Annotated in this window: 19 protein-coding genes and 2 pseudogenes; all 21 read right to left on the minus strand. The window is 38.1% G+C overall.

Features of this window, described 5'->3' with window-relative positions; genetic code table 11:
* Nucleotides 1-52 precede the first annotated feature (52 nt).
* The 21 genes and pseudogenes from O3633_RS00965 to recN all read right to left on the minus strand — a co-directional run bounded on the left by O3633_RS00965 (nucleotide 53) and on the right by recN (nucleotide 25,333).
* Nucleotides 53-3,265: a pneumococcal-type histidine triad protein gene (locus O3633_RS00965; protein WP_371620074.1), complete on the minus strand. Its 3,213-nt coding sequence runs from the start codon at nucleotides 3,263-3,265 to the stop codon at nucleotides 53-55.
* Between the two features lie 7 nt (nucleotides 3,266-3,272).
* A complete protein-coding gene (locus O3633_RS00970; RefSeq protein ID WP_000747385.1) occupies nucleotides 3,273-4,202 on the minus strand; it encodes a metal ABC transporter solute-binding protein, Zn/Mn family in 930 nt (309 codons plus the stop codon).
* 228 nt (nucleotides 4,203-4,430) lie between these two features.
* Nucleotides 4,431-7,511 carry a pneumococcal-type histidine triad protein gene (locus O3633_RS00975; RefSeq protein WP_371620075.1) on the minus strand — a complete coding sequence of 1,027 codons (3,081 nt, stop codon included), beginning with the start codon at nucleotides 7,509-7,511 and terminating at the stop codon, nucleotides 4,431-4,433.
* Nucleotides 7,512-7,858: 347 nt separating this feature from the next.
* On the minus strand, nucleotides 7,859-9,265 hold the full coding sequence (gene lacG / locus O3633_RS00980; RefSeq protein ID WP_371620076.1) for a 6-phospho-beta-galactosidase: 1,407 nt from the start codon (nucleotides 9,263-9,265) through the stop codon (nucleotides 7,859-7,861).
* A gap of 282 nt (nucleotides 9,266-9,547) precedes the next feature.
* The gene (locus O3633_RS00985; protein ID WP_371620077.1) at nucleotides 9,548-11,239 is read right to left on the minus strand and encodes a lactose-specific PTS transporter subunit EIIC; all 1,692 of its coding nucleotides are present in this window, start codon (nucleotides 11,237-11,239) and stop codon (nucleotides 9,548-9,550) included.
* A complete protein-coding gene (locus O3633_RS00990; protein WP_049529558.1) occupies nucleotides 11,239-11,556 on the minus strand; it encodes a PTS lactose/cellobiose transporter subunit IIA in 318 nt (105 codons plus the stop codon). Before O3633_RS00990 ends, O3633_RS00985 begins: the two co-directional genes overlap by 1 nt.
* Before the next feature lie 35 nt (nucleotides 11,557-11,591).
* The gene (locus O3633_RS00995) at nucleotides 11,592-12,428 is read right to left on the minus strand and encodes a PRD domain-containing protein (RefSeq protein ID WP_006147554.1); all 837 of its coding nucleotides are present in this window, start codon (nucleotides 12,426-12,428) and stop codon (nucleotides 11,592-11,594) included.
* A gap of 233 nt (nucleotides 12,429-12,661) precedes the next feature.
* Nucleotides 12,662-13,642: a tagatose-bisphosphate aldolase gene (gene lacD / locus O3633_RS01000; RefSeq protein ID WP_049529557.1), complete on the minus strand. Its 981-nt coding sequence runs from the start codon at nucleotides 13,640-13,642 to the stop codon at nucleotides 12,662-12,664.
* A gap of 1 nt (nucleotide 13,643) precedes the next feature.
* Nucleotides 13,644-14,573 carry a tagatose-6-phosphate kinase gene (locus O3633_RS01005; protein WP_049529556.1) on the minus strand — a complete coding sequence of 310 codons (930 nt, stop codon included), beginning with the start codon at nucleotides 14,571-14,573 and terminating at the stop codon, nucleotides 13,644-13,646.
* A 10-nt stretch (nucleotides 14,574-14,583) separates the two neighbouring features.
* Nucleotides 14,584-15,099 (minus strand): galactose-6-phosphate isomerase subunit LacB, encoded by a 516-nt coding sequence (lacB, locus tag O3633_RS01010; RefSeq protein ID WP_001216925.1) that lies wholly within the window; start codon nucleotides 15,097-15,099, stop codon nucleotides 14,584-14,586.
* 148 nt (nucleotides 15,100-15,247) lie between these two features.
* Entirely contained in the window at nucleotides 15,248-15,673 is a 426-nt protein-coding gene (gene lacA / locus O3633_RS01015) for a galactose-6-phosphate isomerase subunit LacA (RefSeq protein ID WP_000029280.1), read from the minus strand.
* A 256-nt stretch (nucleotides 15,674-15,929) separates the two neighbouring features.
* Complete coding sequence (locus tag O3633_RS01020; protein ID WP_080982596.1) at nucleotides 15,930-16,823, minus strand: aldose 1-epimerase family protein; 894 nt, start codon at nucleotides 16,821-16,823, stop codon at nucleotides 15,930-15,932.
* A 103-nt stretch (nucleotides 16,824-16,926) separates the two neighbouring features.
* Nucleotides 16,927-18,402 carry a PTS galactitol transporter subunit IIC gene (locus O3633_RS01025; RefSeq protein ID WP_049529555.1) on the minus strand — a complete coding sequence of 492 codons (1,476 nt, stop codon included), beginning with the start codon at nucleotides 18,400-18,402 and terminating at the stop codon, nucleotides 16,927-16,929.
* Nucleotides 18,403-18,447: 45 nt separating this feature from the next.
* Nucleotides 18,448-18,753 (minus strand): PTS sugar transporter subunit IIB, encoded by a 306-nt coding sequence (locus O3633_RS01030; protein WP_000590576.1) that lies wholly within the window; start codon nucleotides 18,751-18,753, stop codon nucleotides 18,448-18,450.
* 39 nt (nucleotides 18,754-18,792) lie between these two features.
* Complete coding sequence (locus O3633_RS01035; protein WP_049529554.1) at nucleotides 18,793-19,269, minus strand: PTS sugar transporter subunit IIA; 477 nt, start codon at nucleotides 19,267-19,269, stop codon at nucleotides 18,793-18,795.
* 198 nt (nucleotides 19,270-19,467) lie between these two features.
* Nucleotides 19,468-19,923: pseudogene (locus O3633_RS01040) on the minus strand (hypothetical protein); the annotation flags it as partial.
* 213 nt (nucleotides 19,924-20,136) lie between these two features.
* Nucleotides 20,137-20,334, minus strand: coding sequence for a hypothetical protein (locus tag O3633_RS01045; RefSeq protein WP_074189455.1), 198 nt, complete (start codon nucleotides 20,332-20,334; stop codon nucleotides 20,137-20,139).
* 184 nt (nucleotides 20,335-20,518) lie between these two features.
* Nucleotides 20,519-20,736, minus strand: a pseudogene (locus O3633_RS01050) (hypothetical protein); the annotation flags it as partial.
* Nucleotides 20,737-21,034: 298 nt separating this feature from the next.
* Nucleotides 21,035-22,858, minus strand: a complete 1,824-nt coding sequence (gene lepA, locus O3633_RS01055; protein WP_371620078.1) for a translation elongation factor 4 — start codon at nucleotides 22,856-22,858, stop codon at nucleotides 21,035-21,037.
* A gap of 78 nt (nucleotides 22,859-22,936) precedes the next feature.
* Nucleotides 22,937-23,665 carry a metallophosphoesterase family protein gene (locus O3633_RS01060; RefSeq protein ID WP_371620079.1) on the minus strand — a complete coding sequence of 243 codons (729 nt, stop codon included), beginning with the start codon at nucleotides 23,663-23,665 and terminating at the stop codon, nucleotides 22,937-22,939.
* Nucleotides 23,666-25,333, minus strand: a complete 1,668-nt coding sequence (gene recN, locus O3633_RS01065; protein ID WP_371620080.1) for a DNA repair protein RecN — start codon at nucleotides 25,331-25,333, stop codon at nucleotides 23,666-23,668. It lies immediately after the preceding gene.
* Between the last annotated feature and the right edge of the window lie 2 nt (nucleotides 25,334-25,335).

Consider the following 25,335-nt stretch of genomic DNA (forward strand, 5'->3'; position numbering starts at 1 on the left):
TCTTTTTTTTTCAGCAGTCTACTTTTGACACGGTAGCTGACTGAACTTTTTGTTATTCTGCTACTTTTTCTCTTGTTTCTGGAGATGTAGTTGCAGCGATTAAGGTTGACTCAGCTTGTTTATCATTTGTTTCTTTATTTGCTGTTTCGGTGCTAGCTTCAGCTGGCTTGACTTTGGATTGAAATTCCTGGTTTAATGAGACAATTTCTTGTGCAAGAGCTAGAAGAGCTTGCTTGTCTTTGCTTGCTGCACTAAGCTTATCAAATAAGGCGTCTACTTTTTCAAAGTCAGCATCAGAACCATTATTCATTTCTAAATAAGTATGAAGGGCAATGACACCATTGTAAAGTTTTTGGTAGAGAACTAAAACCTCTGGGTCTTGTTTGACATTCTCACGTTCATTCTGAATGGTTTGTGAAATACGCTTCAGAAGATCTTGGACTTGCGTGTTTAATTCATCAAGGTCTGCATCGTCTTTATCTAGAGCAGCTTTCAGATTTTTAACTTCGTCAGCAAGTGAAGCTTTAACTCCCTCTTCTTTGACTTGAGCCACTAATTCTTCAGCTTTTGTTAAGAGTTCTTCTACTTGACCTTTTCGAACATGATTACTTTGTTCCTCAGGCTTAATATCATCATACAAACCTTTCAAAAATTCATAGACTGCCGTTTTAGCACTATGACCATCCACTTTTTCAGTGTCTAGGATCGTTTCAGAAGGTTTATGAGCAACTGATTCATTCTTCACTGCTTCTTCTACCTCTAATTTTGTTTGATAGATTTCAGGGAAGAGTTTGTTTAAGTCAGTCGCCTTGAGGAAGGATTGTGATTGATAAAGTGTCCAAGTTAAGTTAGCAACTTTATTTCTAAGAGTGTCATTTAAGTGATTATCAGATAAATGTTGATAGAAATACTTAATGTACTCGACTGTTGTAACTCCAGTACGATCATTAAAGTCTTGAAGAGCTTCTAGTTTAGCTTCAACTGCATCTAAACCAGCCTCATCTTGAGCCAATTTATTTTCTTGGAGTTGAGTCAAGAGATCCTTTTTAGGAAGTCCATAAGCATCCGTATCCAAGGTATTAATCTTATCTACTAAAGCTTGATATTTCTTGTCTAAAGGACTGATTTCTGTTGGTTTTACACTAGAGTCAACGTGGATGTACTGCTTGTCAAAAAGATCTAAAGCAGCCAGATAACCAGCTGTAGAGTTTGTTGAGAGCTTCTTCATATTTTCAGAGAATTGTCCCAAGGCAAGTTCAATCTGTCTTTGTAAAATTGGTTTATCCTTGTAAACTTCGCGACTTTCTGCTAAAAGTTGATCAACCTTATTTTGAACAGTAGCTTCATCAAAGGCACCTGGTTGATAGTTGGATTGTAAGGCAGGAATCTTATGTTTCAAAGCCACTTCATAACCTTTAGTCTGCACTTTAATGTAGTGATTATGGTCTCCGTGAGGAATGACGAAGCTGCCATTTTCCACCTGCAAACTATATGGAGAGATACCATCCCGAAGTGCAGTTGTATAGAGTTCGTTTAGGAAATCAAGTTCTGCATCGCCTGTTTGAAGCGGAATACGAACGTGTTCCTTTCGAACTGCATAAGGGTGAATGTGAGTTGGGTCATAAGCCTGGTCTGGATTTCCAAATACAAAGAATCCATTTGAAATTCGGATCGCTTCAAGCGGAACACCATAGGTTTTAGAGATATAAGCTATCTTTTCTTCATCGCTGGCATCTCGAGAGAAACTTTCTACAGTCTTGGCAAGAGGTTTTACAGGCTCTGCCTGATGGTGCCCATGTAAATGATCTTGCGCTGCCTTTATCTGCTCTGCTGACAAATCTTTTTTAAAGAAATAGTGAGCATGGTCTCCATGTGAAACCACAAAACCTTGCTCATCCTCACTAATCACTCTCTCAGCGGCAAAGCCGTGATCATGTTCATCTTCATGATGCTCGTGTTTCACTTCATTCTCTTTATGAGTGTTTTGATTATCTTTTGGAACTTCTGTTCGGCCATGACCATGCAAATGTTCTTGCGCTGCCTTTATCTGCTCTGCTGACAAATCTTTTTTAAAGAAATAATGTGCATGATCTCCATGTGAAACTACAAAACCTTGCTCATCTTCACTTATCACTCGATCTGCTGCAAATCCATGATCGTGTTCATCTTCATGATGGGTGTTATGAGTTACATTTTCATGGTCACGCTGAACTGTTGGTTTATTTTGATTTTCTAACGGTTTTGTTGGTGTTAGAACACCTCCAAGTGGTATCAAACGAGCAATTTTTTGCTCCAAAGCAGACATACTACTATAAGGAATGAAATGGTAGTGATTACCGTGTGGAATCGCAACTCCTGATGGTGTACGACTAGTAATTTTAGCTGGGTCAAATACCAAACCATCAGATTCTTGATAGCGTTGACTAACTGGTAAAGCATATAACTGAGCGAGAAGACTTTGGAGGCTATCCTCTTTATCTACTGGGATGCTTGTTGCTGGGCTATCAGCTTGAGAACTTGGTGTAACACTTGGATTTGGTTTATAATCAGTCAGGCTTGGTTGACTTCCTCTTCCAGCTAGATAGGCTTGAGCTGCTGCTAATTCACTTGAAGATAGAGCACTCTTTGGAACGTAGTGATAATGCCCACCATGAGGAACGATATAGGCATCACCTGTATCTTCTATGATATCTGCAGCATTAAAGACATAACCATCATCTGTTGTATATCTACCTTGTGCTCTGGCAACAAGAACTTCCTTACTTGCACTGCCACTATCTGATGTATGTTCTTGTTTTTGTTGCTCGATTTGGTCTTTCGTCCGGACATTATCAGCATGGCTTGCATCTTTTAGATAGACATAGTATTTGCCATCCACTTTGATGATATAGCCACCTTTAATCTCATTGACAATATCTTGATCACGCAACTGATAGTTTGGATCTTTCATGACCAGTTCTTCACTAAAGATAGCATCATAAGGAACCTTGCCATTATAATAATGGAAATGATCACCGTGGGAAGTCACATAACCTTGATCAGTGATTTTGGTAACAATCTGTTCAGCTTCTATGCCTTCCTTCTTGCTAACTTGGTCTGGTGTCAGAGTTTCATTCTTTTTAGCTTCAGACTCTTTACCATCAACGTAGGATACACGGTTATCATCTTTTTTCTCAGGTGCTTGATGTTGATTTAAAGCATAAGCACAGACACTTAAGGCAAGGACCACTGCAGATCCCGCTAGATATTTTTTATTAATCTTCATAATCTCCTCATTTCAATTCTTCAGCTAAGATAGCCATATTTTCTTCTAGATTTTCTAAGTAGGACTTGTCATTTTGTGGGTCTGCCTCTAAAGGATTGAGGGTTTTAAGACTCACACCTGTTGATTTGACAAGTGTGTCCGCTACCTTAGATGATGCATTGCTCTCTGTAAAGATGGTTTTGACCTTATAAGTCTTTACAAATTCCTGGATTTCAGTCAATTGTCTTGGGCTTGGTTCTTGATCAGGAGATATTCCTGCAATCCCAAGCTGATTTAGTCCAAATCGTTTTGCCAAATATGAAAAAGCTGTGTGTTGGGTCACAAATGTCTTTTGATTATCCTTTTCAAAGATGGGTTGGTATTTCTTTGTCAAATCATGAGCTTTAGCACTAAAACTTTGTGCGTTTTTCTGATAGGTATCCTTGTTAGCACTGTCTAATTCTGATAACTTATCAGCAATTATCTGTGCTTCTTCAGCAACTTTTTCAGGATCTAACCAAGTATGAGGATCATACAAGGTTTTCTCATCAATCCCATCTCCTGCCTGCATATCTTCTAAGCCAGGCACGCGCTCCAAGGTCATACCTTCTGATGCTTCTAAGACCTTTACCTTGGATTTTTGCAGGCTTGGATCTAAACTTCCCGCCCATGACTCTAGTGTATGAGAATGATAGACAAAAACATCGGCATCATAGATGGCTGCAATATCATTTGCAGAAGGTTCAAAGGAATGGATACCAGAACTAGACTGAATCATCCGAACATCATTCAAGTCACCAGATACTTCCTTGACCATGGCATAGATAGGATAAAAACTGGTCACAATTTTCATCCCTTTAGTTTCATCACTCTTGTCTTGACTGGTCTTTTGTCCACATGCTCCTATGGTAAGAGCAAAGAAGGCAAGTATAAGCCATAGGATACTTCTTTTTTTCATAACAACTCCTTAACTAGTATTTAACCATTTAATTAACTGGTAAATAGTTTAACTTTTTTTATTTAATAAGTCAAGATTTTTAGTCGTCAAAAATAAAATTATTGTTTTAGAACTTCTTGATTCAATTTTTAAGACTGCAAATTTCAGCTTTTTAATAAAGAAAAGGACATTATTCAATCAAAAATCGAACAATATCCTTTCGAGTAGATTATAATTAATAAAAATATTTTAAGGTTTTATTTGTTTTAGTGTCTTAATGTCATACATCACTAATTCACCATTTTTATTGTAAAACTGAACACCTTCTGGCTGAAAAATTAGAAACTTAGGATCGATTTGTGCAATTTTTGCTAACTTTTCTATATGTTCATTTAAAGTTACTTTATCCAATCCGTAGTCTGGTAAATCATCGTCACTTTCTTCTTTGGAGTTTTCTTTATCTTCAACCTTGTTTTCTGAAGGAATTTCGTTGGTTGTACCAGTCTCATTTACACCTATATTATTCTTCGGTTGCTCCTCAGTTTTATCTACAACCGTCTTATTTTTATCAATATTTTTAAGATTGTTTGAATCAGGTTTTAATTCTTCATTATTATTCGTAAACGTCCCATTTTGGGATTCTTTTTCTTTCATTCTTTTAGCTATCAACTCTTGAGCTTGTTTCCATTCTACTTCTGACAAGTCGGATTTAGTGATACTTCTCAATGAACCACCTCCCGCTCTTGGAATACTAAATGATTTGTCTTCCCATACAAAAGTTTCTTTTGCCAATACATCTTTCGGATCAAAAATATAACCATCTGGAGTTGCAAATCGACCTTCTGCAAGAGCTTTCTGAACTTCTTCAGCAGAATGGATAATTTGCCAATTCTGCATTCCAGCGTGTTTTTCAAGAGGCGTTACATTAGCAATAACAGATCCAGCATCATCATGACCTGGTTTTGACCAAACTTCAGGACGCACATCAGGATGTTGCATTACATATTTTATAGTTGCAATTTGCTCACTATTTAACCAAGAATAAGGTACGACGTGAATGTGATCGATATGAGGAATAATGAAAGAAGTTCCAGTATCATACGTAGTATTGGCTGCATGCATAGGCAAGCTAGATACATCAACAGCTAATCTTGGTTTAATTTCTGTTTCTACAATATCATAACGATAATTATCTTTATCTTTAAGCATTAGTTCCTGCTCAGAAAAAGCTATTTGAGTAAGATCGAGTTCTTCACGTGAATAAAAATAATCTTTACCACCTTCATTAATTATATAACCAACTTTACTATTTCTAGAAATTTTATTTGTTACTTTTTTATAATCAAACTTTGGTCTTTCCTCCTCATCTGAGTGAACTAAAGAAACGATGGAATCTGGATTTTTACCAGTTTCTTGAATCCATTTAGCAACTTCATCCAATTCGAATTGTTCTAATTCACCATATCCCATATAATGGAAATGATCTCCGTGTTTGGCAATAACACCTGATTTATCAACAGAATCGATGGAATCTTTGGTAAATATATATCCATCGCTCGTATCATAAGGTTTGCCATCTAAACCTTTTCCATAAGCTTTGATTGGTTGTCCTAAGAACTTATGAACTACTTCTTTTGATGCTAAAGGTTTAATATCTGTAACAATTTCGTTTAATCCATTTTGCCCTTTTAACGGAATCATTCTTGCAATCTTCTGCTCTAAATCAGACATTTGTGAATAAGGAATAAAGTGATAATGGTCTCCGTGAGGAACTGCGACACCGTTAGCTGTACGTTTGATAATTTGTGCCGGATCAAAGACTAGACCATCCGATTCCACATGGCGTTCTGATAAAGGTTTCGCATACAATTCACTTAAAAGTGTTGAAATGTCTTCCCCTTGATTTTGATGATAAGTTGGTGTGACAGTCAGATTAGGAGTCTCTGTCAAACTTGGTTGAGCTGGCTTAGAATTATCACTACTTGGTTTACTTGAACTTGTAGAGGAATGTGCACCTTGTTTACCATTCCAATAAGCTTGAGCAGCAGCCAATTCTCCTGCTGACAAATCACTCTTAGGGATATAGTGGAAATGATTGCCGTGCGGTACAACAAAAGCGTCTCCTGTATCTTCAATCACATCTGTCGGACTAAAGACATACCCATCATCCGTTGTATAGGCTCCTCCAGTTCCTCGATTCGGTGCCGGCGTATTGAAATTAAAGTTTGGTTTAATGGCTGAACTTGGTTTCTCAGAACTGCTTGGTTTCGGATTATCAGCATGACTTTGAATTGGCTGACCTCCAATTGGCAGATTTCGAGCCAATTTTTCTTCCAAAGCAGACATTTGCGAATACGGAATGAAATGGAAATGATCCCCGTGAGGAACTGCCACACCATTTGCAGTACGTTTTGTAATCTGTGCTGGGTCAAATACTAATCCATCAGACTCCACATGACGTTGGCTAAGTGGCAAAGCGTACAATTCTTGAAGGAGACTAGCTAAATCCTCATTTTGGCTCTCCGGAGCTGTTGCAGGATTTTGAGGAGTTTCAGATGGACTAGTTCTCACACTAGATCTTGTTTCTCCTCTGCTTGAACGATATTCAACGGTACTTAATTGGCCACCTTTTCCAGATAAGAAGGCTTGGGCAGCAGCTAATTCACTGGCAGACAAATCACTCTTAGGAATATAGTGGAAGTGATTGCCATGTGGAACGATATAAGCATCACCTGTATCTTCTATGATATCAGAGGCATTAAAGATATACCCATCATCCGTTGTATAGCGTCCTTGAGCTCTGGCTGCAACTACTGCTTGATCGTTAGAACCACCCCCGTGATTACTACTATGTTCCTGCTTCTGACGTTTAATCTCTTCTTTTGTACGAATATTGTCCGCATGAGCCGCATCCTTAAGGTAAACATAGTATTTCCCGTCTACCTTAATCACATAACCACCCTTAACTTCGCTGACAATATCCTCATTACGAAGTTGATAATTCGGATCCTTCATCAAAAGTTCTTCGCTGAAAATAGCATCATAAGGAACCTTGCCATTAAAGTAATGATAATGGTCCCCATGTGAAGTCACGTAACCTTGATCGGTAATTTTAACAACAATTTGTTCAGCATTAATACCTTCTCGCTGACTAACTTCATCAGGCGTCAGATTTTCAGTCTTAGTACTAGCCTGATTCCCTTCTATATAAGCCACACGATTAGGCTCTTTGCTAGTCTGTACCGCTTGGAAACGCCCCAGTTCATAACTTGAAAGGCTTAATGCTAAAAGAGCTACCGAACCAAGAACATATTTTTTATTGATTTTCATCTAAACACACTTCCTATTTCATTTATTCGTTAAATAAAGGACTACACCTTTTTCTAAAGAATTTTCTTAACTGGTTAAGTATATAACTGAAAAACGAAATCACTTTTAAAACTCCTCCTTCTATTTTCTATTTATCAAACAAGATTTGAGCGAGTGAGTTAGTTCTCCATATAATTAACCGGTTATTTAACTAGTTAAGATTTTACTCCTATCACATAAATCTGTCAAGAATTTTTTTAACTTTCAGGTAAAATCTAGATAAAAAGGGTTTAGCTCTGCCATATGCAAAACTAACCCCCATATTGTTTATATCAGTAATAGTAAGCTATTTTTATTCTTCGATTAGCTTATTCAATAATCTGTGTCTCAGCTAGTTTTTTGTACCAATGTGCAGATTTCTTTGGATAGCGTTCTTGTGTATCGAAGTCAACATAGAAGAGTCCATAACGTTTTTCATAACCATTAGACCATGAAAAGACGTCCATGAGTGACCAGATGAAGTAGCCTTTGACTACTGCACCATCTGCAATCGCATCAGACAATACTTCCAAGTGTTGTTTCACATAATCAATACGACCATCATCGTAAACAGTGTTGTCCACAAATTCATCTTTGTAACCAAGACCATTTTCTGTGATGTAGATTTTCTTGTAGTTTGGATAATCCTTTTTCACGCGCATGATTTGGTCATATAATCCTTGAGGATAGATAATCCAGTCCCAGTCAGTGCGAGGTACATAGTCAGGAGCTACACGACGACCAACACCTTTAATTTGGTACTTAGAGCTTCCTTTCTCCCCTTTACCATTATGAATGATTTCTGTTTCACCATCAAAGGCTTCCATCCAGTCACTCATATAGTAATTGATTCCAAGGAAATCATTCAGATCTTTAGCTGCTTCAAGCGCTACAAAGTCTTCGTCACGAAAATCTAGGCTACCACCATTGACTGATAAGATGTGGTTTACACCTTCCATGGTTTCATCGGAATAGTGTCCAAGGTAGGTGGCATCTAGAATAAACTTGTTATGGATGATATCTTCCAACTCAGCCGCCCGAACGTCTGCTGGGTTTTTAGGATCTAATGGATACTTAGTTGGAAGAGCGTGCACAACTCCAATTTCACCTTCATACCCTTTGTCTTTATACAATTTCACAGCACGCGCATGAGACACCATCATATTGTGGTGTGATTGGAAAACTTTGGCAAGGTCATACTGAATCCCTGGAGGGAATTTACCGACCAAGTATTGACCGTCACCGATTGGACCAATTTCATTAAAGGTTGTCCAGTAGTTGACTTCTGGGAATTCTTCAAAACAGAATGCAGCATAATCTACAAAGTGTTCGATGTTTTCACGATTCAAGAAGTCTCCATTTGAGTGAAGAGCTTCAGGTGTATCAAAATGGTGAAGAGTTACGAACGGTTCTACATGACGTTTATGACATTCTGCAAATAAGTTATGATAGAATTCTACCCCTTTTGGATTTACTTCACCATAACCAGTTGGAAAAATACGTGACCAAGCAATTGAAATACGGATACCGTTTACCCCATATTCCTCAGCCAACTTTAAATCCACTGGATATTTATGGTAGAAATCACTCGCTGGTTCAGCTGTGTACCAATAGTTATCTGCTAGGTATTTGTCCCAGGCAACAGGACCTTTACCATCTGTATGCGTAGCTCCTTCTGCTTGATAAGCCGCTGTTGCGCCACCGAAAATAAAATCTTTTGGAAGTGTTTTTGTCATTTTTTCACCTATTTCTTGATTGGATAAAATGAAAAGCGAGCGGAGAGGAGCTAGTGAGCTATCCATCTCCGTCTCACTTCTTGTACAAAGTCACCAAATAGTGACATAAAGGGGGAAAACAAATATATAATCCGGAGACTCTTTTACAGTCCCCAAGGTCAGTCGAATTGTGACATGAGGAGGTAAAAACGATATTTTTTTACCGACGAATTAATAAGGCGATTAGGAAATTCGCCATAGCGATTTCCGTGATGATAGGAGACTGTTTTACAGTCCCTGTCATCAATCGAATTGTGCCTGAACAAAAGCAAGGGCACCTTTCCCATCACGAGTCAATTTAATGTATTGAGCACCTTCTGTTTTTGCCAATTTGATTCCAAGTTTATCTGTTTCAGCCTTCATGTCCTCATAGTTTGATGCTACTTGAGGAGCAAGGATAACAAGGTCAAATTCTGGCAACATTTCACGGTGAGCACCGTAACCACCTGCAGCGGCCTTCACAGGAACATTGTATTCTGCAGCAGCTTTATTCAAAGCATTTGCAAGAAGTCCACTAGTTCCACCACCTGCACAAAGTACAAGTACGTTAGTTTCTTTAGTAATTGTGTTTTGAGCACCTTCAACGCCAGCTTTTTCAAGGATGGCATCAGCTTTTGCTGTATTAAAGTTTGCTGCTACTTTTTCTTTCAATTCATCGTTTGATTTACCAGAACGTTCTTCTTCAAGAATTTGTTCATCATAAACTTTAAGGAATGGGTAGTAAATGACTACGTCCACTACAATGAGTAATGCAGCAAGGATGAATGATAGAAGTTGGAAGTTAGTACCAAGGACTAGACCAAGTGGTGCTGGAGTTGTCCATGGTAGGTTAGCAGTAAATGAGTTCATTCCAAGTGTTTCGATAAAGAATTTGAAAATCCAAACGTTTGCAATTGGAGCAAAGATAAATGGAATGAAGAAGATTGGATTCAATACCAATGGAGCACCGAACAAGATTGGTTCGTTAACACCAAAGAATGTTGGAACTACAGATGCACGTCCGATTGCACGGTTACGTTTAGATTTTGTTAACCACATGAACATAAATGGAACAACAAGAGTCGCACCAGTACCACCCATCGTAACGATAAACATTTGGGTACCTGAAGTAAGAATCTTATCAGCATGCATTCCTTGTTGAATCAAGTTCAAGTTTACTTCAGCATTTGCATAAGTAATAGCTGCGATAGCTGGTTCAACGATTGAAGGACCGTGGATCCCTACGAACCAGAAGAAGGCGAAGGCACCAAAGATGATTGTTATTCCAAGGTAACCATCAGCAGCAGAGAAGAGTGGTGCAAAGAATTTACCAATTGATTCTGCAACACTTGCACCAACAAAATGGCGTGCAAGTAAGTCTAGAGCATAAAGAGAAACAACTGAAAGTGTGAAAGGAATAACGTCTTTAAAGACTTGTGAAATATTCGGTGGAACTTCGTCAGGCATGCGAATTGTCACATTGTTTTTCACACAGACTTTATAGATGCTTACTGTTACAAATGCAGCAAGAAAGGCTGAGAGCAAACCTTTAGTTCCTAAGAATCCAGTAGCAAAACCGTTCTCAATAGGGTCAGCTGCTAACATCAACAAACCAACAATAGCTGCCAATAGTGTTGACATGTAGTTGATTTGATTTGTTTTTTCCATGCTACGGTTTACAGAGTCTGTTAACGATTTTGCAGTTGTACCAGCAACCAAGACAGCTAGAATCCCCATTGAATAGCTGTAAGGTTTCATAAGAAAGGCAACAGTTTCGTCAGACCATTTGAAACCCCATGAGTTTGGTACAAAAGCAATCAAGATAAAGATACTTGAGAAAAGGATAACTGGCATTCCAGCGATGAAACCATCACGAATAGCACGCAAATAGATGTTACGTGACAGTTTCTCAAAGAAAGGCTTCCCTTTCTCGATAAAAGCGATTAATTTATTCATTATTTAACTCCCCGTTTGTAAAGTTCGATTAAGTGATGCATTAAATCTTTTAGCAAGATTGTTGTCATCAAGTGATCTTGCCCATGTATCATAGTGATACTATAGGCAATATCCTCACCCGCAGCCTCTTTAGTCAATAGGCTTGTTTGAGCATGGTGAGCATCTGCAATGCAAGCATTAGCTTCTTCAACTAAAGCGTCTGCTTTATCAAAATCACCAGCTTCAGCAGCCTTCAAAGCTTCCAATAATTTTGAACGAGCATCACCTGCATAGGCAACGATTTCAAAACCTAACAATGTTACTTCTTCTCTATTCATGATAGAATTCTCCTTATATATTTTTTAGTAAAGCGTTATGACAATAAACGTTGGATGTGTAGAACAAGATAAACTCGTTCACTCTTGTAGAGGTCAAGACTAGTTTCCTGAGCAATGACCTCATAAATTTTACTACCAATCTCGAATGCTTCTGGATAGGTATTCTTTATATGTTCTTCCATATCAAGCAAGGATTGATTATCATCGCGACTACGATCCAGATAATCCAAAAAATAATTTAGATGAATCATAAAGCGGTCGTAGAAATTATTATTTTCAGGTGTTCGCTGGATTTTATAACTCTTCAAAACGCTTTCGACCCTCTTTAAAATTTCTTTTCTCTTATCAATCGACTCAACAACTTCGACTTCATTCTCACCTTCAGCGTTGATGAAATGATAAGCGATACGAATGATTTCGTCTTCAGGAAAATTTTCTGTCAGTTTTTGACGATAAATTTCAAAAGCTTCTTGTGCAATTTGAAAAGCGATAGGATATTTAGCTGAAATGTCAGGCAAGTTACTATCCTTATAGCGTCCTTGGCTAATAGCCTGATAAGAACAATAGATATGGTCTGTCAGAGTGACGTATAGATACTCTTGGACAGGATATTGATATTTTTTAGAAAGATTATCAATAATCTCATAAGTGACCGTAATAAAATCAAGCGGTACATCCTTGAGAAGAGCCATAAAATTTTCTCGCGACTCTTCTGTTTTCATCCGAAAAACTTTTTCAACCTGATCCTCAGAAATCAAATCTCCCTTCTTCTTACCGAACGAAATACCCTTACCAATTACGATCAACTCCTCTCCCTTGCTATTCCGCACGAGAGAAACATTGTTGTTCATTGGATTTAATATCCGATACATGGCAACCTCCTTGCCCTATTATTTAAGTTTTGTGAGCATAAAAAATGACCACAAATGAACTCAGAAAATATAGCTCTGAGTCATCTGTGATCATGCCTAATATTACTTAGTAACACTCACTTTGTATTAACTTGTGACTTAAGTATAGCACAAGATTTTTATTTTGTAAACCTTTACATACAACTTTTTTAAAAGTTTTTTAGCTAGGTTTTAGGACATAAAAGGGGGAAAATTTAGACACGTTCAGTCCATGAAGTAGCTGTTGTTTGAAGAACCTTGTTAAGTTCATCGATATTTTCAAAACCAGTTGTACGAAGCCATTCGCGAGCTGCTGCTTCACCTTCTTTGATGTAAGGCTCTACTGAACCAGCCCAAGTAGCACGTCCACAAAGTACGCCATTGAAACGAGCACCTGAATCATGAGCAAAGACAAGTGTTTCTTGGAAGAGTTTAGCGGATACACCTGCACTCAAGTAGATGTATGGAAGGTTAGTTGCTTCGTCTTGCGCTTTGAAGAAAGCAGCTGCTTCTTCACGACTGTAAACAACTTCGCCGTCACCAAATCCTTCAACGTATTTCACATTTACTGGAACTTCAACTTTCAATACATCGATGTTGAAACGTGGATCAGAGAATACTTTCATAGCTTCAATAACTTTACGAGGTTTTACTTTAGCGTATTCTACAGAACCTGCGTCCGCAATTTTTTCATCGTAAGCCAAGATTTCCAAGAAGAATGGGATATCTTCAGCAACACATTCAGAACCTACGCGTTCGATGTAAGCTTGTTTTTGTTGGTTCAATTCATCTGAACTATCTACATCATAGTAAAGCAAGAATTTAACTGCATCAGCACCTTGTTCTTTGATACGTTTTGCAGACCAAACATCCAAGCAGTCAGGCAAACGTTTTGTGCTTGAAGTATCATATCCTGTTTTTTCATAAGCAAGGAGAAGACCAGCTTCTTTATCCAAAGCTTTAGTTGCAGGTAGTCCGTATTCAGGGTCAAGAAGCATAGATGAAGCATATTTCGTCAATTCATCAGCTACCAAAACTTTCAATTCTTCCATTTGTGCAACTGTTGGTGCTTCATCTTGATATTGAGCCATCAAACGTTTCAAAGCTCCACGTTGGTCAAAAGCAAGAGCTGAAATAATACCGTTTTTGTCAGAAAGTTTTTCTAAATACGCACGTTTTTGTGTTGATAAAACCATTTTATACCTCTTTTACTGTTAATTGATTAAATAGTGTTTGATAATTGGACATATTTACATGACCAGTCATTTTTTCTTGAGCATTTAACATACCAAGAACATTGGCTTTTTTAAGCAAGTCTTGATCAGATTCTTTATGGGACAATCCTGAAGCAATACCTGCAACTGTTGAATCACCAGATCCAACTGGGTTTACAACCTGGATTCTTGGAATATTTACTTTATAGAAAGTGTCCCCGTGTTTTGCAAAGGCCCCATTGGCACCTAGGGAAACGATGATCCACTCGATTCCTTCAAATAGGGGCTCTTCAAGAACCTCTTTTAATTCATCCAAGTCTTTAGAAATTTCTCTTCCTAAAAGTTGAGACAATTCTTCATTATTTGGTTTGATGACTGTTGGTTTATGTGGAGATTCAAGAACCGCCTGAAGTGCAGCTCCTGAACAGTCCAAGACAACAGGTTTACCAGCTTGGTTAGCAAGTTCAACTAGACTAGCATAATAGTCAACAGGAAGTCCTGCTGGTAGACTACCTGAAATGGCTACTACCTCTACAGTTTCTAAAAGTTCCTTGAAATGAGCCAAGAAATCTTGTCCTTCTTTTTCTTGAACTTCAGGACCTTTTTCTAGGATTTCTGTTTGATTTTCTCCATGTAGAATTGCGATACAATTACGAGTTTCCCCTTGGATAGAAAAGAAACGTTTGCTTACTTTATCATCAATATTTTCTACTAAAAAATCACCTAGTTTACCACCGACAAGTCCTGTTGCGACTACAGAATCACCAAATTCTGATAGAACTCGTGTAACATTGAGACCTTTACCACCCGCTGTTTTCGTAACATCGACAACACGGTTGACAGTGTCAATTTTCAATTCATCCAAAGGATAGGAAATATCAATGGATGGGTTCATTGTGACTGTTAAAATCATAAGTCACCTCTTAGTCGTGGTATTCACCGCGATCCCATTTTTCAAGGAATTCTGTAAAGAAATTGGCATCAGTTTGATGGTCGTTATGAGTTTCAACGTGTTGGATTTTAGCGATCAATTTTTTGTTTTCTTCAGATGGTTTGTATTCAGCATTGATGAAAGCTTCAATGATATCACACATGAGCAACTCACCAGTGATTTTACCACCAAATCCGATAACGTTGGCATTCAATTGTTCTTTTGCATAAAGTGCTGTTGTCATATCACGAACCAAAGCAGAACGAACACCTGGAACCTTGTTAACAGCATTATTGATACCTACACCAGTACCACAGATACATACACCAAGATCAGCTTGGCCACTAACTACTGCTTCACCAACTTTTTTACCAAAAATTGGGTAGTGTGTACGAGCGTGATCATAAGTACCAAAGTCGATGACTTCATGTCCTTTTGATTTCAAAAATTCTGAAACCGCCATTTTTTCATTTGTTACGATGTGGTCACATCCAATTGCAATTCTCATTAGTTATTCCCTCCGATTAATTATATAAATCTAATATCATTTATCCTTACTCAAGAAAAATCAAGATTAGCTTAGGAAGCGAGCTGCGAGCATAACTGAGGTTAGCTAAAGTGAGCTGACGACAGATTATCTTGATTTTTGAAGAGTATTAGCACATTTTGTTCAACATGTCGACCCTGATTTGGTGACGACCGCCATCATACTTACCATTTACAAAGCCTTTAGCGATGTTCTTAGCCAATTCGTCACCAACAAGTTGAGCACCCATAGTAATCATACGTGAGTTGTTGTGACCACGAGTCATATAAGCTGAACGTTCGTCAGATACTTCTGCAGCAACCATTCCTTTGATTTTAGTTGCAACCATAAATGGACCTGCACCATAAGCATCAATGACAATACCAAGGTTTTGTTCTTCTTTTTTAACTTCTTCAGCAACTGCAAGAGTTACATCAACGAAGTCTTGACCTTCAGCTGTAACATCCACAACGTGGAAGTTTTCTTTTTCCAAGAAATCTTTAACGACTTCTTTCAATCTCAAACCTGCAGCATCTGCACCAATAACAATAGACATATTGTATACTCCTTTTTTATAATAGACCAGTAAATATTTTTGGTTCTGGAAAGAAAATGACCATCACCAAATAGTTACTAGTAGTTTTGTTGACTATTTTAGATTAAGAATGAATCATCTATTCACTCTTAGTAACTTCTCCTTGGAGAAATTGGAAGAATAACTTGTCAAAACAAACACAAATTGTTCTTTCTAAACATAATATACTACTATTGTTTAAAAAAGTCAACAGTTTATGTTTGTTTTTGTTTATTTTTTAGAAAACTTCTATATCAAAACCAATTTGATCACTTTGACCTGGATTTAAGATTCGAACATTTTTCTTATCTTCTAGATGATCTCCCTCTTCGAGTGAAGTTGACAAACCTGACCAAGGTTCCAGAGCAAGGAAAGGACCTTTATTAAGCGTTGACCAAACGATGAGGTTTGGAAACTCTTCAAAGTCCAGTTTTAATCCCTTATCATGCTTACGTGACCGTAAGGAAACAGAGCGAGAGGTTAATTCATCTAAAGTCACAGCATCATAGCTAAAGAAATCATAGTTTAGATCCAATTCTTTTTGGTCTTTTAACCAGCTACTTCTATTTTGAAAATCTAACATCCCTGTTTCTGGGAATGGTTTAGGAACTGTACAAGTTTCTGGCATTTCAAATTCAAGATAGTAGTCTTCATAAGCTTCATCATCAAATAAAGGACAGTTAAAGCCTGGATGTCCACCAATAAAATATGGCATTTTCTTATCTGTTTCCTTATTGGTAACTTGATACTGTGTTCGAATAGTCTTTCCAGTAACTGTATAAGTTATTTCTAGTCGAAAATGATAGGGATAATTCTCATACATGTCTTGGTCATCTTCGATAGCAAAGGTGACAGAATTCTCTGTTTGTTCTACTAATTCAAATTCTTTTTTTCGAACCAAGCCATGACGAGGAATTTTTCCTGCAACTTGACTACCATCTTCTTGCTCATACAAGACAGTATCATTTCTAACAGATCCACAAATTGGAAATAGAACCGGTGCTTGTCCACTCCAGTAAGTTGGATCTCCTTGCCACAAATACTCAATTCCATCTTTGTCTTTTATTGAAGAAAGTGCACCACCAAAAGTTTGAAACTGTACACTTAACTGTTCTGTTTTTAATTCAATCATTAGAATTACCTCCATTTATTTAAGGCCTAAAAAAACTAGACTGTCGACTCCAGATTTGGAAACTGACAACCTAGTTTTTACAATTTACATTTTTAGGAGCGAATTATTTTGCATTTGCTGCGTATTCTTCATTACGTTTGATCATTTGTTTTCTGTACCATGCAAAGATACCAACGTAGAATACTAGGAATACTAATGCGCCAAGGATAGCTTTGATATCACCAGTTGTAGCGTTACCAATTGCCCAACCAAATAGTTTTTCGATTGGTCCTTCAAGAGTTGAGTGAGTAATCAATTGAGTTTGGCTTACACCTTCTGGGAAGGCACCTACACCTTTAGCAAGTTCTGTTGCAAATGGTGCGATAAGTGTACCTGAAAGAAGGAAGAGTGGCAACAAGAGTGTTCCGAAGATAATCATACGGAGCAATTTACCACGAGTAACTACCAAGAGAGCTGGAGTTACACCCATTGCGATGATACCAGCAAGTGGCAAGATACCATTTCCGACATTTGAAAGAAGCACAGCTTCAACCAACATGATTGGTGCAAGTACGTTGGCACAAGCCCAGATTTCAGCACGACCAGCGATAAATGGCCAGTCAAGACCGATGTTGAATTTACGTCCTTGAAGACGTTTAGTAGCAACGTTTGTAATACCTTGTGAAAGTGGTTCTACGGCTGCGATGAACCATGAACCGATCAATGAGAAGAGCTCCAAGCAGACACCGGCAGTCAAACCAAGTGACAACCAACCTTTAATAACAAGTTCCCATGAAGATGCATCTTCTACTCCAGCAACTGGATGTGGAGTTCCCATCAAACCGATAACGATACCAAGGATGAATCCGATGAAGAATTTAGATCCCCAGAAACCGATTCTCTTGTTCAATTTAGCAGCGTCAAAGTCAAATTTATCAAGACCTGGGAAGAGTTTATCAAAAATCTTATCCAAAACCATGATAACTGGGTTCATCATGTAGTTCATGTGAGTTGAAGTCATTGGTGATGAACTTGGTGCGTTAAGAAGGTCATCAAATGTTGGTTTCATCAAGTCAGAGTTGATGATTTTAAGAACCCCAACAAGAACAACTGCTGCAGTCGCGATGAAGAGTGAAACTCCTTGGCTAACTCCATTGTTGTCAGCGTACCATTTAATCAAAAGACCAGTGATAGACAAGTGCCAGATATCAAAGATATCGACGTCAAGTGTATCAGTTTTCTTCATTGCAAGCATTACAATGTTGACAATCAACATCACAAGCAAGAAGTAAAGTGTCCAGGCAGAACCCCAAGTGATTGTAGCAAGTGGTGCCCAACCAACGTCGGTGATGTTCAATTGAATACCAGTATTTTCAACGAATTTTGCAAGAGAAGCTGAGAAAGCTCCATTAAGCATTCCGATGATCGCACCGATACCTGTAAGAGCGATGGCAAGTTTAATACCACCTTCAAGTGCTTTGGAGAATTTCACTCCGAAAAGCAAGGCCAATACTGTCAAAATGATCAGCATGATGATTGGGCCACCCATAGCCAAGATAGGTTTAAAGAAATCGTTGGCCAGATTGATAATGAAATCCATAATGTTCCTCCCTTTATTTTTTATGGAATATTTACAAATTAATAATTAACTTAGACCATGTTCTTTGATAGCTGCTTCAATATTGTCATAGACTGGAGCGCTCATAGCAGGAATACGGAACAAGATTGGTCCTGCTTCAACAACTGGAATACCTGGTTCAAAACCTAAATCTGTAGCAGCGATTGGTGTGAAGATATCATAACCTTTAATCAAGTCTTCATTGACATCTTTTACCATAACGGCATCACATTGAACATCGTACCCACGGTTAGAAAGTTCTTCTTCAAGAGCACTTTTAATTTGGTGGCTTGAGTTAACACCTGCACCACAAGCAGCAAGAATTTTAATCATTTGGATTTCCTCCGTTTTTATATAAAAATTATTAACAAATTAAGCAGTCGCTTCTGAGATATATTGGAACAAGGCTTCAGGTTCCGTAATCTTAGACAGCGCTTCAAGATGACCATTGCCTGTAAAGAAGTCCATCAACTGCGCAAGAATATTTGTTTGACTTGAACTTGAATTGTTGATGATAAAGAACAACAATGAAACTTCTACTTCCTTATCAGGAGCGATCATATTGTGGAATGTTACTGGTTTTTCTAGACGAACCACGACAACATTTTCAGTTAGATTATGAATTATATCAGTATGAGGGATAGCTACATTAGGCAAATCCTTCCCTAAAAACTCCATATCCAAACCAGTTGGGAACGATTTTTCACGTTCAATCAAGGCCGATCGATAGGTCTCTGTAACAACTTTCTTTTCTTCCAGTAGGGTTGCAACTTGATCGAAAAGTTGCTCTTGATTATCTGCTTCTAAGCAAAAGACTAAGTCTTTGTCAAAGAAATGATCTAATCCCATGACCTTCTCCCTTCATATTCAACTTTTATGGTACAAGTATAACACTATATGAAACCGTTGTCAATCTTTTTTGTTGTATTTTGTTTGATTTTTATTTTTTTTGTTTACGTTTTAAACATTTGCTAATTTCAAACATATTTTTTATAAATTTCTTGATAAGTAAAACAAAAAACAGGAATGAATCCTGTTTTCACAATTTTAACTCTTTTTATTGATCCAACTTTCTTCCACCATTGGAAGGAGATTTTTTAATACCTCTGGAACACCTTCAAGAGAAACATATCTAAACTTACCATCATCGGATTTAAAAACCCAGATAATTAAATATTTACCATTTTTAGCAATACAGTTTACTACGTAAGCCTCATAGCCACCGATAGTTGATTTTGACCCCCATACCTTGGAGAAATCTTGACTTTTCTGTTTAGATTCATAAATGCTAGTTGAAATTTGAACAGTTTCTAGCGCTGCGTATTCGCTTTCACTAATACCAAACTGCTCAGGTTTAAAGGTATTGAGAGTTACAATGTTGACATCCGTTCCATCACAGTACTGAATGTCATCTCCACCTTCAATTTCTTTGAAATGAACCCATGATTGAGGAATTTTCATATATCCATAATCATCAGATCCAGCTATTTGAGTTTCTTCCGTCTGGCTAGATAAGAAAGGCGATGATTAAGTGCCATTGGCCCGGACGTGATTCGCAACCACGTAAAAAAAGCCTCAGCATTCGCACTGCTTGGGCTTTTCCATTACTCCTGGCTTAGAAAACTATCACTTTTTTGCAGAATTCGTATAACACATTTACGGAGCAGGTGCAAGAAAATGCGTTTTTTGAGAGGTTCTGACTAAAAATACGTCTATTTATTTTTTATTTTTTTTTATTGTAGAGCAGACCCAAGCGAATGAACATAGGTTGTAAAAAGCAAATGAAAAAACTGCGAGGATAATAGCTTCTGTGTCTAAATAACCCATTTCGAGACCTCTTTTCAACAACAACAAGCCTGTAGTTTCGATAACGATCAAACATAAAAATATATAAAAAATTTTCGCATTAAGCATATTGTTACCGCCTTCTCTTCATATAATTTTATTGTAGAATAAAAATTGAAAAAATCAAAAAAACATAACCCCCATCTAACGGCTGGTTTGCACCAGAACGCTATAAGCCCAAATTACCAGCCAGCGCCTAAAGACGCTGGCTTCGTTCTTGACTCGTCACTTGCCTCTTAAAGACGCTTGAGTATTACTTACCACTTTCTCTAAAGAGATCCTCATATTCTTTTACACTTAATTTATCTAGTGCTATATCATCTTTACTCGTTCTCAAATTTTCATACTCGTGATGAAATCATCCACTGGATAATTTCTTTAATCTTGAATATATTTCTTAATTGTGGCTTCATTAAGTACATAATATCCTTCCGCCCAGAAATGTCGATTCCCAAACTTGTATAGTTGATTGAAATAAGATATGAACAAAGAGATTAGGAAAGTCAAATCAATTTCTAAAAATGTTTTAGAATCTGTAGTGTGCTATTCCAAGTTCAATCTGCTATACTTGAGGTTGGCGCGTTTGTCAAACATTAAGAAAAGAGGCTGGGCAAAAAATCTTTAAAATCAGAAAAAACCATAATATCAGGTGTTGAAAACCTTGATACTATGCGTTATATTTTTTCATTTTCGAAGAAAATTGACTTTTTACCCAGCCTCTTAAAAAATCATTATTTTATATTTATCTTATTTTTTCTTGAGATCTCAACTATTCTTCATCCATGCTCAATACGCTAAGGAAGGCTTCTTGTGGAACTTCTACTGATCCGATAGCTTTCATACGTTTCTTACCAGCTTTTTGTTTTTCAAGAAGTTTACGTTTACGTGAAACGTCACCACCATAACACTTGGCAAGAACGTTCTTACGAAGGGCTTTAATATCTGTACGCGCGACAATCTTGTGTCCAATAGCTGCCTGAATTGGAACCTCAAATTGTTGACGAGGAATGATTTTCTTAAGCTTATCAACAATGAGTTTCCCACGTTCGTAGGCAAAGTCTTTGTGAACGATAAAGCTGAGAGCATCCACCTTATCACCATTAAGAAGGATATCCATTTTAACCAACTTAGATGGACGATACTCTGACAATTCATAGTCAAAGCTTGCATAACCGCGTGTTGAAGATTTGAGCTTATCAAAGAAGTCAAAGACAATCTCAGCTAGTGGGATTTGATAGATAACATTGACACGACTGTCATCAATATAATCCATGGTCACAAAGTCACCACGTTTGCGCTGAGCTAGCTCCATAACTGCTCCAACGAATTCCTGCGGTACCATGATTTGCGCCTTGACATAAGGTTCTTCAATGGTCGCAATCTTTGTAGGATCTGGGAACTCGGATGGGTTAGACACATCCATAGACTCCCCATCAGTCTGATTAACCTTGTAAATAACAGACGGAGCCGTCATGATGAGGTCAATATTAAACTCACGTTCCAAACGTTCCTGAATAACATCCATATGAAGAAGTCCAAGGAAACCACAACGGAAACCAAATCCAAGAGCCTGGGATGTTTCTGGTTCGAACTGCAAGCTAGCATCATTTAGTTGCAATTTTTCAAGAGCTTCACGAAGATCGTTGTATTTATTTGACTCGATTGGATAGAGACCTGCGAAAACCATCGGATTCATCTGCTTGTATCCAGATAGGGGTTCTGAAGCAGGGTTTGCCGCCAAGGTAACGGTATCACCGACACGTGTGTCCTGAACTGTCTTGATAGATGCCGCGATATAACCAACATCACCTGTCGCAAGAAAATCACGTCCTACAGCTTTAGGTGTGAAGATTCCGACTTCAGTAACATCGAAGGTCTTACCATTGCTCATGAGCTGAATCTTGTCACCCGGTTTGACCACCCCATCCATGACACGAACTTGGAGGATAACTCCACGGTAGGCGTCGTATACTGAGTCGAAAATCAAGGCTTTCAATGGTGCTGACACGTCACCAATTGGGGCTGGTACTTTTTCGACAATTTGCTCGAGAATTTCTTCGATACCGATACCCGCCTTGGCTGAAGCCAATACTGCTTCGCTAGCGTCTAGACCAATGACATCTTCGATTTCTGTACGCACGCGCTCTGGATCCGCTGCTGGTAGGTCAATTTTATTGATAACTGGGAGGATTTCCAAATCATTATCCAAAGCAAGATAGACGTTTGCCAGGGTTTGAGCCTCAATCCCTTGTGCGGCATCGACTACTAAGATAGCACCCTCACAAGCAGCTAGAGAACGTGATACCTCATAAGTGAAGTCCACGTGTCCTGGTGTGTCAATCAAGTGGAAGATATAAGTCTCACCATCTTTAGCCGTATAATTAAGCTCGATAGCATTAAGCTTGATCGTAATTCCACGCTCACGCTCTAAATCCATACTATCAAGAAGTTGGGCTTGCATTTCACGACTGGAAACTGTCTCTGTCTTTTCCAAAATACGGTCTGCTAGTGTTGACTTTCCATGGTCAATATGGGCGATAATAGAGAAGTTACGAATCTTCTCCTGTCGTTTTTTCAATTCTTCTAAGTTCATCATTCTCTTCCTTTCAGGGTATCTATTAATTATAAATTGTTTTTAACATTTTGACAAGACCATACCCTGTTAGGAGTACTAATCTTCAGCAAAAAAGCCATCATTTTCAATGAAGTAATGTTCTGTCATGCCTTGGTCGGTAAAGACAATCCCATGAAGAACACCGCCGTAGACAGCCCCTCCATCCATTCCAATTTTACCGTCTTCTGTTATCCAGAGTTCAGATGTGCCAGGTTTTTGATCCAACAAACCATAAACAGGAGTATGTCCAAAGACAATGGTTTTCCCTGTATGATTAGGTGCTTCGTGAAATGGTTTTCTGAGCCAAACTTTCTTGTAATCTGTCGTTTCATGCCAATCATCCAAAGTCAAATCAATACCTGCATGAACAAAGATATACTTATCCGTTTCAATGACAAAAGGCATTTGACGGATAAACTCCACTAAGTCTGCTGCTTCTGTCTCAACTCGTTTAGCATCTGCTACTCCATCTACTGGTGCATCTAGTGGACGGCCTAAAATGGAATTAATGGTTGTATCCCCACCATTTCTTCGGTAGTGATCGTAACTCTCTTCTGGATTGTCTAACCATGTTAAAAACATATACTCGTGGTTCCCTGATAAGCAGATAGCTCCTTGGTTATCAACCAAATCCTTGACCATTTCAAGAACATGGCGGCTATCTTCTCCTCTATCAATCAAATCTCCAAGAAAGAGTAATTGAGTCTTGCCATCCCATGTTTTAAGTAAGTCTTCTAACATTCCAGCTTTTCCGTGGACATCACCAATTACATAATAGTCTGTCATTTATTTCTCCTTACTTTGTAATAATTCTCTCGCTTGATTCAATGCTGCTTCTGTCACATTCTCTCCAGCCAACATCTTAGCGACTTCTTCAATCCTTTCTTCAACTGTTAACAAGCGAACAGTTGATACCGTTGAATGTTCATTGCTAATCTTTTCAATAAAGAACTGATAATCTGCGATAGCAATAACTTGAGGAAGGTGAGATATGGCCAACACTTGTCCGTACTGTCCAATTTTATGAATCTTTTGCGCGATGGCTTGAGCTACACGACCTGAAACTCCCGTATCCACCTCATCAAAAACGATACTGGTCTTGCCTTCCTTACGAGAAAAAGCGGACTTGATAGCCAACATCAAACGAGACAACTCTCCACCAGATGCCACCTTTACTAATGGTTTAAAATCTTCTCCAGGGTTGGTTGAAATGTAAAATTCAACACTCTCATTACCTTCACGACTGAATTTTCCTTGACTAAAACGAACTTGAAATTCAGCTTTTTCCATGTATAGGCCTTGCAATTCTTGCTTGATTTCAGCTTCTAAGTCCTTCGCTATTTTATGGCGAGCTTGAGCAACTTGACCTGCTAGATCCACAAGATTTTTTTCAAGTTTCTTGAGTTCGATTTCCATATCTTCAGAAGATAAATTATTTCCTGTTAGAAGATTGTATTCGTCTGTAATCTTGGCAAAGTATTCAAGGACATCATCTACACTACCACCATACTTACGGGTAATGGTGTGAATCAAATCTAGTCGGTTTTCAACCTGCATCAGACGATTACCATCAAAATCTAAATCATCAATAATGGATTCCAAGCGCTTGGTGATATCTTCTAAAACATAATAAGACTCAGAAAGTGTTCCTGAAATCTCACGATACTCTGGATCAAACTCTTCAATACTTTCCATATCGTTCATAGCCGAACGAACATTTGCCAGACTAGAAAACTCTTCATTATCCAACATACTGTATGCATTAGTCAAAGTATCAGCGATATGTTTATGGTTCAGTAGTCTGTCTCTTTCTTGATTGAGGGTAACATCTTCACCAGCTTTCAAATTAGCTGCTTCAATCTCAGCCATCTGAAATTCCAACATCTCAATTCGCGCCTTATGTTCTTGCTGATTTTTTTTGATGTCAAGCACTTGCTTGCGCATACGACGATAGTTGTCAAAGCTCATCTGATAGGCTTCTTTTAATTCAAAGAAAGAAGTATCTCCAAACTCATCCAACATCTGGATGTGTCGATTAGGACGCATTAATTCTTCTTGGTCATGTTGACCATGAATATCAACTAGCTGTTGACCAATTGTCCTTAATACTGAAAGATTAACCATCTGTCCATTGACACGACTGATGCTACGGCCGTTTTGTAAAATTTCGCGACGAATAATGATTTCATCACTCAATTCTAATCCTTGTTCATCAAAAATTTCTTCTAGCGCGCGATTACTTTCAATTGAAAAAAGACCTTCAATTTCTGCTTTTGGAGCCCCATGACGAATAACTTCTGTTGTAGCTCTGGCTCCTAACATCATATTCATAGCGTCGATGATGATTGACTTACCTGCACCTGTTTCACCAGTTAAAACTGTCATCCCTTTTTCAAAATTCAGAGAAATTGATTCGATGATAGCAAAATTTTTAATCGAAATTTCAAGTAACATAT

The sequence above is a fragment of the Streptococcus sp. 27098_8_22 genome, from assembly GCF_041432415.1.
Classification (GTDB): Bacteria; Bacillota; Bacilli; order Lactobacillales; family Streptococcaceae; genus Streptococcus; species Streptococcus pseudopneumoniae_M.